Origin of the sequence: Actinomycetospora endophytica, from assembly GCF_021026375.1 — a bacterium.
Taxonomy (GTDB): Bacteria; Actinomycetota; Actinomycetes; order Mycobacteriales; family Pseudonocardiaceae; genus Actinomycetospora; species Actinomycetospora endophytica.
In genome coordinates this window covers 370,864-386,590 of sequence record NZ_JAJNDB010000003.1, presented here as the reverse complement: position 1 = coordinate 386,590, position 15,727 = coordinate 370,864, and the positions used below count along the sequence as shown (strand labels likewise).

Annotated in this window: 14 protein-coding genes; 7 read left to right on the top strand and 7 right to left on the bottom strand. The window is 74.4% G+C overall.

The window, feature by feature from the left end:
• Window positions 1-89: 89 nt before the first annotated feature.
• Window positions 90-614, bottom strand: coding sequence for an SRPBCC family protein (locus tag LQ327_RS17200; RefSeq protein WP_230735823.1), 525 nt, complete (start codon window positions 612-614; stop codon window positions 90-92).
• A gap of 77 nt (window positions 615-691) precedes the next feature.
• Here LQ327_RS17200 and LQ327_RS17195 point away from each other — a divergent pair, with 77 nt between their 5' ends.
• From LQ327_RS17195 to LQ327_RS17175, 5 genes are read left to right on the top strand one after another with little or no spacing between them, the layout of a single operon-like run.
• Window positions 692-1,960, top strand: a complete 1,269-nt coding sequence (locus LQ327_RS17195; protein WP_230735820.1) for a cytochrome P450 — start codon at window positions 692-694, stop codon at window positions 1,958-1,960.
• Complete coding sequence (locus LQ327_RS17190) at window positions 1,957-2,688, top strand: HpcH/HpaI aldolase family protein (RefSeq protein ID WP_230735818.1); 732 nt, start codon at window positions 1,957-1,959, stop codon at window positions 2,686-2,688. The genes LQ327_RS17195 and LQ327_RS17190 overlap by 4 nt, the downstream gene beginning before the upstream one ends.
• Window positions 2,681-3,664 carry a phosphotriesterase family protein gene (locus tag LQ327_RS17185; protein ID WP_230735816.1) on the top strand — a complete coding sequence of 328 codons (984 nt, stop codon included), beginning with the start codon at window positions 2,681-2,683 and terminating at the stop codon, window positions 3,662-3,664. Before LQ327_RS17190 ends, LQ327_RS17185 begins: the two co-directional genes overlap by 8 nt.
• Entirely contained in the window at window positions 3,664-4,632 is a 969-nt protein-coding gene (locus LQ327_RS17180; RefSeq protein WP_230735814.1) for a zinc-binding dehydrogenase, read from the top strand. The genes LQ327_RS17185 and LQ327_RS17180 overlap by 1 nt, the downstream gene beginning before the upstream one ends.
• An 18-nt stretch (window positions 4,633-4,650) precedes the next feature.
• Window positions 4,651-5,817, top strand: coding sequence for an acyl-CoA dehydrogenase family protein (locus tag LQ327_RS17175; protein WP_230735812.1), 1,167 nt, complete (start codon window positions 4,651-4,653; stop codon window positions 5,815-5,817).
• A 32-nt stretch (window positions 5,818-5,849) separates the two neighbouring features.
• Here LQ327_RS17175 and LQ327_RS17170 read toward each other — a convergent pair whose 3' ends face one another.
• Complete coding sequence (locus tag LQ327_RS17170; protein WP_230735810.1) at window positions 5,850-7,400, bottom strand: AMP-binding protein; 1,551 nt, start codon at window positions 7,398-7,400, stop codon at window positions 5,850-5,852.
• Window position 7,401: 1 nt separating this feature from the next.
• Window positions 7,402-8,325: an SDR family NAD(P)-dependent oxidoreductase gene (locus tag LQ327_RS17165; RefSeq protein ID WP_230735808.1), complete on the bottom strand. Its 924-nt coding sequence runs from the start codon at window positions 8,323-8,325 to the stop codon at window positions 7,402-7,404.
• Between the two features lie 167 nt (window positions 8,326-8,492).
• On the opposite strand from LQ327_RS17165, the gene LQ327_RS17160 reads away from it, so the two are divergent.
• Window positions 8,493-10,460, top strand: coding sequence for an acyl-CoA thioesterase/BAAT N-terminal domain-containing protein (locus tag LQ327_RS17160; protein WP_230735805.1), 1,968 nt, complete (start codon window positions 8,493-8,495; stop codon window positions 10,458-10,460).
• Window positions 10,461-10,472: 12 nt separating this feature from the next.
• Here the strand turns inward: LQ327_RS17160 and yczR are convergent, their stop codons facing one another.
• Window positions 10,473-11,948: a MocR-like transcription factor YczR gene (yczR, locus tag LQ327_RS17155; RefSeq protein ID WP_230735803.1), complete on the bottom strand. Its 1,476-nt coding sequence runs from the start codon at window positions 11,946-11,948 to the stop codon at window positions 10,473-10,475.
• Between the two features lie 117 nt (window positions 11,949-12,065).
• Between yczR and LQ327_RS17150 the strand changes: the two genes are divergently transcribed.
• On the top strand, window positions 12,066-12,326 hold the full coding sequence (locus LQ327_RS17150) for a hypothetical protein (RefSeq protein WP_230735800.1): 261 nt from the start codon (window positions 12,066-12,068) through the stop codon (window positions 12,324-12,326).
• 83 nt (window positions 12,327-12,409) lie between these two features.
• Here the strand turns inward: LQ327_RS17150 and pgl are convergent, their stop codons facing one another.
• The 3 genes from pgl to zwf are packed head-to-tail and all read right to left on the bottom strand — an operon-like array spanning window position 12,410 to window position 15,716.
• Window positions 12,410-13,231 carry a 6-phosphogluconolactonase gene (gene pgl, locus LQ327_RS17145; protein ID WP_230735798.1) on the bottom strand — a complete coding sequence of 274 codons (822 nt, stop codon included), beginning with the start codon at window positions 13,229-13,231 and terminating at the stop codon, window positions 12,410-12,412.
• Window positions 13,228-14,178 carry a glucose-6-phosphate dehydrogenase assembly protein OpcA gene (gene opcA, locus LQ327_RS17140; RefSeq protein WP_230735796.1) on the bottom strand — a complete coding sequence of 317 codons (951 nt, stop codon included), beginning with the start codon at window positions 14,176-14,178 and terminating at the stop codon, window positions 13,228-13,230. The genes pgl and opcA overlap by 4 nt, the downstream gene beginning before the upstream one ends.
• 14 nt (window positions 14,179-14,192) lie before the next feature.
• Window positions 14,193-15,716, bottom strand: coding sequence for a glucose-6-phosphate dehydrogenase (zwf, locus tag LQ327_RS17135; RefSeq protein ID WP_230736271.1), 1,524 nt, complete (start codon window positions 15,714-15,716; stop codon window positions 14,193-14,195).
• Between the last annotated feature and the right edge of the window lie 11 nt (window positions 15,717-15,727).

Here is a 15,727-nt window from a genome sequence, read left to right as displayed (position 1 = left end):
TCACTGCGCGCCGAGCGGATCTCCGTCTCGCCCGGTGAGGGCTCCCTGATCATGGCTGCAGCTCCGCCCGGGGCGGCCGCCAGGTCGGCTCAGGCGTTCGCCCGCTCCTTGAGGATCTCGCGCTCCACACCCAGCTGGTAGTGCTCGATGTTCGCCGGGTTGGCCCGTGCGAGCAGCAGCTTCTCGGCGATGACGGTGCCGTGTGGCATCTCGCAGTGGATCGAGCGGTGGAAGAGCGTCCCGTCGCCGGCCGGGGCGAACGTGTAGGAGATCGTCGTGATCCCGTCGACCCCACCGCTCCCGTCGGGGGCCGCGCCGATGCCGTTCACCTGCTGGAACACCCACTTCCGGGGGCGGACCGCGGTGATCAGCGTCCACGTCGACCGGCAGGAGAAGTCCTCGCCGACGGCCACCGTCTCGCTCCAGGTGTCGCCGACCTGCACGGGCAGGCGGATCTCCGACTGGACGCCCGCGCTGCCGCGGTAGAGCTTCGGCCAGTTGTGCGGGTTGCTGACGAAGTCGTAGACCTCCTCGGGGGTCGCCGCCAGCAGCGTCTCCCCGCTCGCGGTGAACACGCCCATCGCGACCACTCCCTCGACGTCGTCCGGTGGCACGAGCCGCCGGCGATGTTAGCCTCGCCACGGGGATAACCAAACGCTGGGTCGGGAAAAGCACGCCACCGGAGGCGATCATGACGACGGCGACGCCGGCGCCCGCGGAGTACGACCCGTTCTCCTCGGCGGTCATGGCCGACCCGCCGTCGTTCTACCGGCGCCTGCGCGACGAGAGCCCGGCCCACTACCTCCCGCGCTACGACACGTTCGCGCTGTCCCGGTTCGCCGACGTCTGGTCCGTCCTCGGTGACACCAGCGGGACCTTCGTCTCCAGCGAGTCCAGCCTGCCGTCGCCGAGCACGCTCCGGAGTCCCAACGACGGGCCGGTGCCCGACCCGCCGACCGACCCCATGGGCAGCGCGAACATGTTCGGCTCGCCGGTCTACGAGCAGTTCCGCCACGCGTCCGGCGGTCCGCTGCGCTACGGCCCGGTCCGCCGGCTCGCCGACGTCGTCCGGGACATGGCCCGGACCCGGCTCGACGAGCTGCTCGACCGCGGCGGCCCGTTCGACCTGGCTCAGGAGTACGGCGGGCGGGTCGCCGCCGGGACGATCTGCCACCTGCTCGCGCTCCCTGAAGAGCTCGCCGACGACGTGCTCGACGTCGTCAACTCCTCCACCGGCACCCACCAGGAGGGGCGGGGGCGCGACGACGGCGGCCTGGACAAGGAGAAGCTCTTCGGGCGCTCCATGGAGATCCTGGTTCCCGCCGTCGAACGCCACCGTGCCGGAGCGGCCGAGGACGACGCGCCCTGGCGCAGCCGGATGATCGACGGGCTGCTCGGGATGGAGTTCCGGGGCCGCCGGCTCACCGACCGGGAGATCGCGATCAACCTGGTCTGCATCTTCGTCGGCGGCACCGAGACCGTCCCCAAGGTCACCGCGCACGGGCTCTGGGAGCTCGCCCGCCGGTCCGACCAGCTCGCCGCGGTCCGCGTGGATCCGGCGACGACGATGCCCGTCGCCGTCGAGGAGTTCCTGCGCTACTGCGCGCCGGCGCAGTGGTTCCTGCGCACGGTCCGCGAGCCGGTCGAGGTCTCCGGGGTGACGATGCGGCCCGGCCAGCGGGTGATGTCGCTGATCGCGTCGGCCAACCGGGACGAGCGGGAGTTCGACGCGCCCGACGAGTTCCGCTGGGACCGGCCGATCCCGCGCCAGATCGCGTTCGGGCGCGGGCAGCACTTCTGCGTCGGGGTCCATCTGGCGCGCCTGGAGATGGCGGTGCTGGGGGAGGAGTTCCTGACCCGGGTCGGGGAGTACGCCGTCGACGAGTCCCGGGCGCAGCGGCATCCGTCGAGCTTCCAGTGGGGCTGGGGCTCGGTGCCCGTGACGGCGACGCGCGCATGAGCCTCCTCGACGGCCCGAGCTTCGGCGCGTGGGTCACCTCGCCCGACCCGGTGCAGGCCGAGGCGGTCGCGGCGGCCGGGTTCGCGTGGGTGCTCGTCGACACCCAGCACGGCACGGTGACCGAGGCGGCGCTGCCCGCGGTGCTCCCGGCGGTCGAGCTCGGCGGGGCCGTCCCGCTGGTGCGGGTGGCGGCGATCGACGAGCGCCTCATCGGGTCGGCGCTCGACCTCGGGGCGCGGGGCGTCGTCGTGCCGCTGGTGTCGGGTCCCGACGATGCCGCGCTCGCGGTGCGCGCTGCTCATTACCCGCCGGAGGGCGCGCGGTCGTTCGGTCCCGCGCGCCACGGCGGGCACGGGTCGCGGACCGAGCGGCCGCTGGTGCTGCCGATGGTCGAGACGGCGGCCGCGCTGGATCGCCTCGACGAGATCGCTGACGTCCCCGGCGTCGACGGGCTCTTCCTCGGCACCGTCGACCTCGGCCTGGATCTGGGCCTCGGCGTCGTCTCCGGCCCGCTGCCGGAGCGGCTGGCCGCCGCGGTCGATGCGACCGTCGCCGCGGCCCGTCGTCGGGACCTCCCGGTGGGCGGGGTGGCCGCCGACGCCGACGCGGTCACCGACCTCGTCGGGCGGGGGCTGACCTTCCTGACGGTGGCCGCGGACCGGGCCGTGATCGCGAGCGGGATGGCGCGGGCTCTGTCCAGTGCCAAGGAGAGGAGTGACGGTGCCTGACGTCCAGACCGTGCGCGGGCCGGTGCCCGCGGAGCGACTCGGCCCGACCCTGACCCACGAGCACCTCGTGGTCAGCTCCACCGAGTTCGCCCGCGACTATCCCGACCGCGCGTGGCCCGGCGGGCGGGACGCGGCCCTCGCCACGGTCGTCGCGCGGCTGCGGGAGGTCCACGACCGCGGCATCCGCACGATCGTCGACTGCACCGCCCTGCACCACGGTCGGGACACGGCGTTCGTCGTCGAGGCGAACGCCGCCGTGCCGGACCTGAACGTCGTCGTCTCCACCGGCATCTACACCGACGACTACCTGCCCTTCTACATCAAGCACCGGCCGAAGCGTCCCGGCGTCGTGGACGTCCTGACCGAGCTGTTCGTGACCGACCTCGTCGAGGGCATCGGCCACACCGGGGTGCGCGCGCAGAACATCAAGGTCATGACGGACACGGCGGGGGTGACCGCGAACAACGAGCGCATCCTGCGGGCGGCGGCCCAGGCAGCGATGGAGACGGGCGCACCCATCACCACCCACACCCACGCCCCGGCGCGCAACGGCCTCGCCCAGCAGGCGATCTTCGCGCAGGAGGGGCTCGACCTCGCCGGCGTCGTCATCGGGCACTCCGGCGACTCGACCGACCTCGACTACCTGCGGGCGCTCATGGACGCGGGGTCGGTGATCGCCTCGGACCGGTTCGGGCTGAACGGCGCCGGCCGCGCCACCGAGGAGCAGCGGATCGCGACGATCGCCCGGCTCTGCGGGGAGGGCTACGGCGACCGCATCGTGCTCTCCCACGACTGCCTGATGGCGTGCGACTGGCTCGACTCCTTCGACGCCTATCCCGCGACCTGGGTGCCGACCCACGTCAGCGACGTCGTGCTGCCCGCGCTGCGCGAGGCCGGCGTCGACGAGAAGGATCTCAAGCAGATGATGGTGACGACGCCGGCGCGGCTGCTCGCGCGGAACAGTGGTGCCCGCTGATGTGGGCCCAGCGGCTGACCGCGCCGTCGCACTTCGAACCCTGCGAGACGCGCGCGCCCTCGCCGTCGGACCTGGCGCCCGGGCAGGTCCTGCTCCGCACGACGGCGGGTGGCATCTGCGGCTCCGACCTGCCGTTCTTCCGCGGCGGTACCTCGCCGGACGCGCCGCCCGAGCGGCCGTCGTACGGCTCGCCCGGATTCCCGATGCACGAGGTGGTCGGCGAGGTCGTCGCGTCGGCGCACCCGGAGCACACGCGGGGCGACGCCGTCGTCGGGTGGGCGTCCGGGTTCGACGGGATCGCCGAGCAGGTCGTCTCGACCGGGGACGGCCTGCACCGCTACGCCGACGACCTGTTGCCGTGGGAGGCCGTGACGATCCAGCCGCTGGCCTGCGCGCTGTACGCGGTGGAGCAGCTCGGGCCGCTCGAGGGACGGTCCGTCGCGGTCCTCGGCCAGGGGCCGATCGGGCTGCTGTTCAGCCACCTCGCGTCGGGTGCCGGGGCGTCGCGGGTGATCGGGGTGGACCGGGTCGAGCGGGCGGACGTGGCGGCGACGTTCGGGGTCGACGAGACGGTCCATGCCCCGGTCGACCGCTGGCTGGCGACGTTGTCGTCGGCCGAGCGACCCGACGTCGTCGTCGAGGCCATCGGGCACCAGACCGGGACCCTGAACCAGGCCGTCGACGCCGTCGCGTTCGGCGGCGAGATCTTCTACTTCGGGGTGGCCGACGACCTCGTCTACCCGTTCGCGATGCGGACCTTCCTGCGCAAGAACCTCACCCTGCGTTCCGGGGTGGCGCTCGAACGACGTCGGGTGCTGGCCGCGGCCGATGAGCACCTGCGGACCCATCCGGAGCTGCGCGAGCGCTACATCACGCACATCCTGGACGTCGAGGACGTGCAGGCGGCGTTCGATCGGGCGGCCGCCCCCACCACCGGGCAGACGAAGATCGTCCTGACGATGCCCTGAGCAGGGAGGTTCGAGCCCGTGGACTTCACCGAGTCCGAGGATCACCGGCTGATCCGGGAGGCGGTGCGCGACGTCTGCCGGAAGTTCGACGACGAGTACTGGGCGACCTGCGAGCGCGACCACGCCTTCCCCTGGGACTTCTACGACGCGATGGCCGCCGGCGGCTGGGTCGGGATCGCGATCCCGGAGGAGTACGGCGGTGGCGGGCAGGGGATCGACGCCGCGTCGATCGTGCTCGAGGAGGTGGCCGCCTCCGGGGCGTGCATGAACGGCGCGAGCGCGATCCACATGTCGGTGTTCGGGATGCACCCGGTGGTGCTGCACGGCAGCGACGCGATGCGGGCGCGCTACCTGCCGCGGATCGCGACCGGCGACCTGCACGTGGCGTTCGGGGTCACCGAGCCCGACGCCGGGCTGGACACCACCGCGATCACCACCCGCGCCGAGCGGGACGGCGACGTCTACCGGGTGCACGGCCGCAAGGTCTGGACCTCGAAGGCGCTCGAGTCGGAGAAGGTGCTGCTCCTGGTGCGCACCACCCCGGCGGCGGAGTGCGCGAAGCGGACCGACGGGCTGTCGCTCCTGTTCGCCGATCTCCAGAATCCCGCCGTCACGATCACCCCGATCCCGAAGCTCGGCCGCAATGCGGTCGCCTCCTGCGAGGTCGCCTACGACGGGCTCGAGGTGTCCGCGGACGACCTCGTCGGCGAAGAGGGGAAGGGCTTCCGGTACCTGCTGGACGGGCTGAACGCCGAGCGGGTGCTGATCGCCGCGGAGGCGCTCGGGACCGGGCGCGTGGCGCTGCGGCGGGCGGTGTTCTACGCGAAGGAGCGTCGGGTGTTCGGGCGCTCGATCGGCGCGAACCAGGCGGTCGCGCATCCGCTGGCCGAGGCGCACGCGCGGCTGCACGCGGCGTCGCTGGTGGTGCGCGAGGCGGCGTGGACGGTCGACCGCGGCGAGCCGGCGGGGGAGGCGGCGAACACCGCGAAGTACGTGGCGGCCGAGGCCGGGTTCTTCGCCGCCGACACCGCGGTACAGACCCACGGCGGGTTCGGCTACGCCGAGGAGTACCACGTGGAGCGCTACTTCCGGGAGGCGCGGCTGCAGCGGCTCGCCCCGCTCCCGCAGGCGATGGCGCTCAACTACCTGGCCCAGAGCGTGCTGGGGTTGGAGCGGTCGTACTAGGTGCGCTCCGCGCTTGTGAGCACTAATTGACGCTATAGCGTCAATTGGTGCTCACAAGCGCGCAGCGCACCCAGGTAGTCATCCCGCACCTGCCGCGTGGCCAACTTCCCCGCCTCGGTGCGCGGGAGACGCTCGGTGAACGCGATCCGCCGCGGGCACTTCTGGCGGGTCAGGCGCTCGGCGCACCAGGCGTCCAGCGCCTCGGCCGTCACCGGCTCGGTGGTCTCGACGACGGCGACGAGCACCTCGCCGAGGTCGTCGTCGGGAACGCCGAAGGCCGCGACGTCACCGACCGCCGGGTGCTCGGCGAGCACGTTCTCGGCCTCGCGCGGGTAGATGTTCACCCCGCCGCTGATCACGGTGAACGAGGCGCGGTCGGTGAGGTAGAGGTAGCCGTCGGCGTCGAGGTGGCCGATGTCGCCGAGGGTGTTCCAGCCGCGGTGGTCGTACGCGTCGGCGGTCTTGGCGTCGTCGCCGTGATAGCGGAACGCCGAGCCGCCGGAGAAGTACACCGCGCCGGTCTCGCCGGGGCCGAGCTGGTCGCCGGACACCTGGTCGACGACGTGCACCGCACCCGCCACCGGGCGGCCGACGGAGCCGGGATGGGCCAGCCAGTCCGCCGAGTCGATGAGCGTCATGCCGGCGCCCTCGGTGCCCGCGTAGTACTCGACGATCTTCGGGCCCCACCAGTCGATCATCGCCTGCTTCACCCCGACCGGGCACGGCGCGGCGCCATGGGCGGCGGTGACCAGCGACGACACGTCGTAGCGCTCGTGGCCCTCCAGCGCGAGCATCCGCGAGAACATCGTCGGGACGAACAGGCCGTGCGTGGCGCGGTGACGCTCCATCGCGGCCAGGCACTGCCCGGCGTCGAACCGGCCGCCGATCACCACGGTGCCGCCGAGCCGGTGCATCCCCATCCCGTAACCGAGCGGCGCCGAGTGGTAGAGCGGACCCGGGTTGACCAGCACCGAGGACCCGTCGAACCCCATCCGGCGCATCAGCGGGCGGATGAGGAACACCGACCCGGGCGGGCCGTCGGTCAGCGGCCGGGCGACGCCCTTCGGCGTGCCGGTGGTGCCCGAGGTGTAGAGCATCTTCTCGCCCTCGCCCTCGTGGGGCAGCGGGCCGGTGCCGGCCGCCGCGACCTCCTCGTAGGGCTCGTGACCCGGGCGGGCGTGGCCCAGGAGCAGCCGCAGACGCACCTCGGGCAGGTCGGCGAGCGCGTCGACGAGCTCGGGCAGGGCGTCGTCGAGCAGCAGGGCCTCGGCTCCGCAGTCGGTGACGACGTGGCGGGCCTCGCGGGCGGTCAGGTGGGTGTTGACCGCGGTGTAGTAGAGCCCGATACGGTGCGCGGCCCAGCAGAACTCGTAGAACTCGAGCCGGTTCGCGACGGCGAGGGCGACGTGCTGCCCGGGGCGCAGCCCGATCTCCCACAGCCGGTGCGCGACGGCTCGGGAACGGGCCTCGAGGGCGCGGTAGGTCAGCGTCGCGTCGGTGCGGGCGTCGACGACGGCGGCCCGGTCCGGCGCGCGGGCGGCGTGCGTCGTCGGGTACTCCGGCGCCTCGACGTCGGCGGTCATCTCACCGGTTGGCCTGGTCGGCGAACAGGCTCGTCGGGAGCCCGTCGGCCTGCGGGCGCACGGACGACTCGAGCTGTGCCGCGAGGTCGTCGAACGCCCACGGACCGTCCGAGGTGGCGCTCGCGACGACCGTCGGGTTCTCGTAGAGGTCGACCTGGAAGCCCATCGACCCGAGCACCCGGCCCGAGAGCCAGTCGGCGCGGGGGCTCGCGACGTAGAGCGCCAGCTCGGCGATGTTGTCGGGGGAGCGGCTCGGGTCGTCCTCGGGCGGGCGGTCCTGGATGGCGCGCTTCGACGGGTCGACGGTGGCGACGAGCCGGGTGGCGGCGGCCGGCGCGATGGCGTTGGCCGTCACGCCGTAGCGGGCCAGGCCCTGGGCCAGTGAGTAGGTCAGCCCGATGATGCCCATCTTCGCGCTCGCGTAGTTGGCCTGCCCCGGCGAACCCTCGAGTCCGGAGTGCGAGGTGAAGTTGACGATGCGGAAGTGGCCGTCGGGCTCCCGTCGGGAACGGAAGTACGCGGCGGCCGCACGGCTCGTCGAGAAGTGACCACGCAGGTGGACGCGGATGACGGTGTCCCACTCGTCGTCGGACATGTTGAAGATCATCCGGTCCCGGAGCACCCCGGCCGAGTTCACGAGGATGTCCAGCTGGCCGAACTCGGCGACCGCGGTCTCGACCAGGCGCGTGCCGGTGGCGGTGTCGGCGACGTCGCCGCCGTCGGCGACCGCCCGGCCGCCGGCATCGCGGATCTCCTGCGCGAGGGTCTCCGCGGCGCTCGCGTCGCTGCCGGTGCCGTCGGCCGCGCCGCCGAGGTCGTTGATCACCATCGCGGCGCCCTCGGCCGCGAACCGGCGCGAGATCGCCGCCCCGATGCCCCGAGCACCTCCGGTGATGATCGCGACCCGTCCGTCGAGCACACCCACGTCGTTGCCTCCCTGCGGTCGGCCCGTGCGTGCGTTTCCGTGCCCAGGCACGGAAACGCACGCACGGGGGCGTCAGCCCGACACCGGTTCGTGCTGGTCCCGGGACTCCCGGACGGCGCAGCATCGTCACGCGCCGTCGTCGTCCGCGGCGCGGGAGGGGGCCGACGGTGACCGTCGTCCTGGGCTTCGTGCCGTGGATCGTCTACTGGGTGCTCGTGGGCAACGCGCCGTTCACGGTCGCGGTGCTGGCGGCGTTCGCGGTGGCCGTGCTCGGGACCGTCGTCAGCGCCGTCCGGGGGACCCGGCCGACCGCGTTCGACCTCGGCAACGTCGGGGTGTTCGTCGTGCTGGCCCTGGCGGCGTTCGTCGTGCCCGATCCCGTGCTCGAACGCTGGCTGCAGCCGCTCGGCAACGCCGGCCTGCTGGTCGTCGCCCTCGCCGGGGTGCTGGCCGGGCACCCGTTCGTCCGGGACTACGCGACGGCCTCGGTGGACGCGGCGACCGCCCGCTCGGACGGCTTCCGGGTCGTGACGACGGCGATGACGTGGCTGTGGGTCGGGGTCTTCGCGGCGATGACGCTGATCTCGGCGATCCCGCCGGTGCTCGACGGGGCCGCGACGATCCGCGACGCCGGGGACACCCTCTCGGTCGTCTGCTACTGGGTGGCGCCGTTCCTGCTGCTCGGGCTGGCCGGCGCGGTGTCCGCGGCATTCCCACCGTGGTTCGAGCGGGCCAGCGCGAAGCTCGACGCCCGCCCGACCGCCGACCCACCGCCCACCTCCCAGCCGGTCCCGCCGACGCCCGCCGCGGTCGGCCTCGTCGTCGAGGCCCCGCCCGACTCCCGTCACGACGAGCCGTTCGGGCTCGTCGTGCGCGGCGCTCCCGCCGGGGCGAGGGTGCGGGTCACGAGCGAGGGCACCGACCTCGCCGGGCGGACCTGGCGGGCCACGGCGGACCTGGTCGCCGGATCGGACGGCGCTCTCGACGCGGCCACCACCGCGCCGGTGGCCGGGGACTGGGCCACGGCCGACCCCGACGCGGCGCTCTGGGCGATGCGCTTCGCCGAGACCGGCGCGGTGCCCGACCTGTTCGTGCCGCCCGCCGAGCCGTGGCAGGTCACGGTGCGCGCCGCCGTCGCCGGGGGAGCGTCGGGCGGGGTCGTGGTCCGGCGTCGGCCCGTCGACCCCGGGGTGCACGCCGAACCGTGCCCGGTGCAGGGCCGCCCCGGGCTGCTGGCCGTGCCGGCGGGTCCGCCGCCTCCCGGCGGGTGGCCGGGGGTGGTGTGCCTCGGCGGCTCGGAGGGCGGACACGAGTCCCAGATCGGCCCCGCGCTCCTCCTGGCCTCGCACGGGTTCGCGGCCCTCGCCGCGAGCTGGGTCGAGCCCGGGCCGGGCGGCGACGTCGCCGTCACGGAGGTGCCCCTCGAGCGGTTCGCCGCCGCGGCCACCGCCCTGGCCGGCCATGACGACGTCGACGCCGACCGCGTGGCGGCGATGGGGATCTCCCGCGGCGCGGAGGGACTGCTGGCCGCGTGCGCCGGCGCGGGCATGCCGCCACTGTGCGGTCTCGTGCTGATCAGCCCGAGCAGCGTCACGTGGCAGGCCGTGGGCGACGACGGCGAGGTGCCGGACACCGGATCCTGGACCCTCGGCGGTCGATCGGTGCCGTGGCGGCCGCTGCCCGCGGGAGCGCTGATGCCGCAGATCGTCCGCAACGCGTGGCGGCTGGGCGCCGACGAGCGCGCCCACCGGCCGAGCCTGCTGCGACTGCGGCCCGCCTACCGGGCGGGGCTCGCCGCGGACGGCCCCGGGGAGATCGCCGCCGAGCGGATCGCGGCCCCGCTCCTGCTGATCTCGGGCGACGACGACGCGGTGTGGCCCGGCAGCCCGATGGCCGACGCGCTGCTCCGGCGGCGCGCCCGCCCGGACGACGAGCACGTGGCGCACCCCGGCGCGGGGCACCTCACCCGGCTGGGCACGGTGCCCACCGACGCCCCGTGGACCGGCGGGATCGCCCTCGGCGGCGAGCGCGCCGACCAGGCCGCGGCGGACCGCGATGCCACCGCGCGGGTGCTGCGGTTCCTCGCCCCGGTGACCCCGGCCGTCGACCCCCACCGGCCCATGTCGAGCCGGTAGCCGGGACCGCTGTCAGACGACCGGCGAGAGCATCGCCGGAGCGCCGGCGTCGAGCGTCTCCCACGCGGTGGCGAGGCGCGCCACGGCGTCGTCGATGACGTCGACCGGGTGGGTGTAGGGCACGCGGACGAAGCCCTCGAAGGCGCCTCCGGTGCCGAAGCGCGGCCCGGCCGCCAGGTGCACACCCTGGCGGGCCGCGGCCTCGACGAGTGCGCTCGACCGGGCCGCGCCGAGGTCGACCCACAGGCTCAGCCCACCGGTCGGGCGCGGCGCGGACCAGTCCGGGAGCACCCGGGCCAGGGCGCCGAGCAGGTGGTCGCGGCGCTCGCGCATCGTCGCGCGCCGCTCGGGCAGCAGGTCGTCGACGCGGCGCAGGAGAGAAGCGGCGACCAGCTGCTCGAGCACCGGCGAGGCGATGTCGTCGGAGGCCCGGCTGGTGGCGACGCGGCGCAGCACCGCCCGCGGTCCGCGCAGCCAGCCGATCCGCACCCCGCCCCAGACCGTCTTGGACAACGACCCCAGCGTCAGCACCGGGGCCTCGCCGGGCACCGTCGCCCACGCCCCGACCGGCGGCGGGACCGGATCGTCGAGCCACAGGTCGCGCAGGCAGTCGTCGATCACGAGCGGCACCCCGTGGCGGCGGGCCGCGGCGACGACGGCGCCCCGGGTCTCGGCGTCCATGACCCCGCCCGTCGGGTTGTGGTGGTCGGGCACCAGGTACGCGAGCGCCGGCGCGGACTCCCGCAGGATCGCCGCGAACCCGGCGACGTCCCAGCGGGTGCGCCCGAGCGCGTCGCGGTCGAGGGCCATCGGGACCGGGCGCGCGGACGCGTGGCGGACCAGGTCGATCGCGTTCGGGTAGGTGGGCTGCTCGAGGAGCATCCGGTCCCCGGGCCGGACGAGAGCGCGCACGACGAGGGCGTGGGCGTGCTGCGAGCCCGCGGTCACCATCACCTCGTCGGGTGCGGTCGGCAGTCCCTGGCCGGTCAGGCGTTCGGCGATCACCGCGCGCAGCACCGGCAGGCCGAGGAGGTCGTAGCCGGGCCCGACGAGGTGGTCGGGCAGTGCGGCGAGCGCCTCCTGCCCGGCGGCGGCCACCGCGTCGACCGGCGCCGCGGGCGCGGCGTGCGCCAGATCGATGACCCCGGGCGCGATCTCGGAGGGACCCGCCCCGCTGGTCGGCGCGAACGGCACGACGGGGGTGGTCGAGGTGCCGCTGGGCAGCGCCGTCCAGGTCCCGGAACCACGACGACGGGCGAGGTGCCCGGTCTCGCGCAGTTGCTCGTAGGCCGCGGCGACGGTGCCCCGGCCGATCCCGAGCGCCGTCGCCAGTTCCCGCTCGCTCGGGACCCGGGTGCCGACGGCGAGCCTGCCGTCGGAGAGCAGCGTCCGGACACGGTCGGCCAGCGCGGCGTATCCGGCACGGCCGTCCCCGGACACCGTCCCGAGGTGGCGGACGAACGCCGTGCCGTTCAGCTGCGATTCCACCTGGCCACCTGCCACTCCTGCCAATCAGGCTGCCATTTGGCCCTCATTAGCCGTCGCATCACCTGCCACCAGGCGGCCACTCTAGACCATGAAGCTGCCACATCGAAGGAGACCGCCATGATCACCGTTCTCGGCGCCGTCGTCGTCCTCGCCGTCCTGGCCGTCGCGCGCTACGGCGCCGACACCCGCTTCGACTCCGGCCCCGATCCCCGGGATCCCGTCCGGCCACGGGGACCGCAGTACGCGCACACCCCGGCCGCCGACCTCCGCCTGCTCGCGGCGTTCGGGCGGCGCGTCGCGGCGCACGGCCGGGCCTGGCAGGCCTATGACCGCGCGCTGCGGCCGTGGGAGCGGGAGCGCTCGCGCGAGCGCGTGTGACCCACATACGACGAGAGGCACACCGGGCAGGCGACGGAAGCGTCCGGCCTGCGGGGTGTGCCCCTCGTCGTCGGGAGTGGTGCTCAGAGCTGAGCGGCCGCCGCTCCGTCCAGCAGCCACAGCGTCCGCTCGGTCCCGGCGAGCCCGGCGAGCGGGATGTCGACCTCGCTCGCCCCGTGGGCCGCGCGGCCCAGCGCCTCGGCCTTGCCCGAGCCGGCCGCCGCGAGCCAGACCTCGCGGGCGGCCCGTGACGCGGCGAGGGTCAGCGAGATGCGCGTCGGCGGCGGCTTGGGGCAGTCCCGGACCGCGACGACCCCGGGCGCCGTGGCGTGCACGGCGGGGGAGTCGGGGAAGACCGAGAGCGTGTGGCCCTCGGGCCCGCAGCCGGCGAGCAGCACGTCGAACGCCGGGATGCCGGGCACCTCGCGCGACTCACCGAGCCGCGCGGCGGCCGCGGTGAGGATCTGCGCGTACGCGCCGGCGCCCTGGTCCGGGTCGGCGGAGCCCACCAGTTCGAGGTCACCGGCCTCGAGCGCGGCGTGACCCGGGGTCGACGACGCCATCGGGTGCACCCGGGCGGGGTCGAGCGGGAGCGCGTCGAGCAGCGCCTCGCGGGCCTGGGCGTCGTTGCGCTCGGCGTCCCCGGCGGGCACGAAGCGCTCGTCGCCCCAGAACACCTCGACCCGCGTCCAGTCCACGGTGTCCCGGTCGGCGGACGCGGCGACGGCGCGCAGCATCGCGATGCCGACTCCCCCGCCGGTCAGCACCACCGACGCGTGACCGCGCGCCGCCTGCGCCGCGGCCAGCGCCGCGATCAGGCGGGCGGCGCCGTCGGTGGCCACCGCCTCCTCGTCGTCGTGCACGACCACCTCGCGGCCCGCCACGATGCGGGCGCCGGCGCTCATGCCTTCGCCTTCGCGCGCGACGAGCGACGGGCCCCGGACCGCGGGACGGACTCGAGGGCCTCCCGGAAGATCTCGTCGGGGTCCAGGCGGCGCAGCTCCTCGGCGAGGCACTCCCGCACCGTGCGACGCGCCAGCGCCACACGACGGGTCGGCTGACCGGGCTGGGAGAGGCGGGCGGTCTTGCTGTCGACCCGGCGGAGCTCCACCGCCCCGGAGGGACGCTCGAGGACCACCGCGCCGATGCCGCCGCCCGGGACCTCGGCGACGCTGCACTCGACCGGCACGCCGAGCCGGGACGCGAGCCACCCGGCCAGCAGGTCCGCGGAGGCCGAGTCCGCCTCGCCGGACACCGCGACCCGCGTGACGCTCTCGTGCGGCGGCTCGTCGACCGCCGCCGTGAGCAGGCCCCGCCAGGAGGTGATGCGGGTCCAGGCGAGGTCGGTGTCGCCCGGGTGGTAGCGCGCCGCCAGCTTGGCGAGCGTCTTCGACGGCGAGCGCGTCGTGGCGACGTCGGTGATCCGCCGGCCCGCGACCGAGCCGACCGGGTCCTCCGCCGGCGAGGCCGGGGGCTCGCCGGGCCACCACGCGACGATCGGGGCGTCGGGAAGCAGGAGCGGCACGATGATGCTCCCGCCCTGGTCGGACAGCGGCCCGTACATCCGCAGCACGATCACCTCGCTCGCCCCGGCGTCACCGCCGATGCGGATCTGGGCGTCCAGGCGGGAGGCGGCGCGCCGGGCGCCCTTGGCCAGCACCAGGACCCGGCACGGGTGCTCGCGCGAGGCGTCGTTGGCCGCCTGGATCGCGGCTTCCGCGTCCGGCCCGTCCTCGGTGGAGATCACGAGAGTGAGCACCCGGCCGAGGGCCACGGCACCCGCGCTCTCGCGCAGCTCCACCATCTTGCGGTTGACCGCCGACGTGTCGGTCGACGGCAGGTCCACGATCACTGGCTGACCACCATCTAGGGCCTCCTCCAGGTGCGGCCGGTGCGCGAGAGGAGCTCGTCGGCGGAGCGCGGGCCCCAGGTGCCCGCGGCGTACGCGTCGGGGGTCCCCTCGCGGTGCCACTTCTCGATCACCGGGTCGAGGATGCGCCACGAGAGCTCGACCTCGGTGTTGGTCGGGAACAGCGACGGCTCACCGAGCAGGACGTCGAGCAGCAGGCGCTCGTAGGCCTCGGGGGAGGCCTCGGTGAACGCGCTGCCGTACCCGAAGTCCATCGTGACGTCGCGGACCTCCATCCCCGAGCCGGGGACCTTCGAGCCGAACCGCAGCGTCACGCCCTCGTCGGGCTGGACCCGCACGACCAGCGCGTTCTGTCCGAGCTCCTCGGTCATCGTCTGGTCGAACGGCAGGTGCGGCGCCCGCTTGAACACCACGGCGATCTCGGTGACGCGCCGTCCCAGCCGCTTGCCGGTGCGCAGGTAGAACGGCACGCCCGCCCACCGGCGGGTGTTCACCTCGCAGGTGATCGCGGCGTAGGTCTCGGTGACGGAGTCGGGCGGGAAGCCGTCCTCCTGCTGCAGGCCCTTGACCTCGCTCGAGCCCTGCCAGCCGGCGGCGTACTGCCCGCGCGCGGTGGTCTCGTCCATCGGCTCGGCGAGCTTCGTCGCCGACAGCACCTTGATCTTCTCCTCGCGCAGGTCGTGCGGGGAGAACGACAGCGGCTCCTCCATCGCGGTCAGCGCGAGCAGCTGCAACAGGTGGTTCTGGATGACGTCGCGGGCGGCGCCGATGCCGTCGTAGTAGCCGGCCCGGCCGCCCACCCCGATGTCCTCGGCCATCGTGATCTGCACGTGGTCGACGTGGTGGGAGTTCCAGATCGGCTCGAACAGCTCGTTGGCGAACCGCAGCGCCAGCAGGTTCTGCACCGTCTCCTTGCCGAGGTAGTGGTCGATGCGGAACACCGACTCCTCGGGGAAGACGTCGTTGACGATGCCGTTGAGCTCCCGCGCGGAGCCGAGGTCGTGGCCGAAGGGCTTCTCGATGACGACGCGGCGCCACGCCTCCTCGGTCGACTCGGCGAGCCCGGCACGGGAGAGCTGCTTGCACACGGTCGGGAATGCGTCCGGCGGGATCGAGAGGTAGAAGGCGTGGTTGCCGTTCGTGCCCCGCTCGGAGTCCAGCTCGCCGACGGTCGCCGCGAGCCGGTCGAACGCGTCGTCGTCGTCGAAGGTGCCCTGCACGAAGCGCAGGCCCTCCGCCAGCCGGTCCCACACCTCGGACCGGAACGGCGTGCGGGCGTGCTCGCGCACGGCGTCGTGCACGACCTCGGCGAAGTCCTCGTGCGCCCAGTCCCGCCGGGCGAACCCGACGAGCGCGAAGCCGGGCGGCAGCAGCCCCCGGTTCGCGAGGTCGTAGATCGCAGGCATGAGCTTCTTGCGCGCGAGATCGCCGGTCACGCCGAACAGCACGAGCCCGCTCGGCCCCGCGATCCGCGGCAGCCGCTTGTCCCGCGCGTCGCGCAGCGGGTTGTCCCAGGACATCGTCGGGGAGC

Bases quoted from the DNA above. Each gene is read 5' to 3' on its own strand.
- LQ327_RS17195 (WP_230735820.1), top strand. From the start codon at position 692: ATGACGACGGCGACGCCGGCGCCCGCGGAGTACGACCCGTTCTCCTCG.
- LQ327_RS17170 (WP_230735810.1), bottom strand. From the start codon at position 7,400: ATGACCGCCGACGTCGAGGCGCCGGAGTACCCGACGACGCACGCCGCC.
- LQ327_RS17150 (WP_230735800.1), top strand. From the start codon at position 12,066: ATGATCACCGTTCTCGGCGCCGTCGTCGTCCTCGCCGTCCTGGCCGTC.
- LQ327_RS17180 (WP_230735814.1), top strand. From the start codon at position 3,664: ATGTGGGCCCAGCGGCTGACCGCGCCGTCGCACTTCGAACCCTGCGAG.
- LQ327_RS17190 (WP_230735818.1), top strand. From the start codon at position 1,957: ATGAGCCTCCTCGACGGCCCGAGCTTCGGCGCGTGGGTCACCTCGCCC.
- zwf (WP_230736271.1), bottom strand. From the start codon at position 15,716: ATGTCCTGGGACAACCCGCTGCGCGACGCGCGGGACAAGCGGCTGCCG.
- pgl (WP_230735798.1), bottom strand. From the start codon at position 13,231: ATGAGCGCCGGCGCCCGCATCGTGGCGGGCCGCGAGGTGGTCGTGCAC.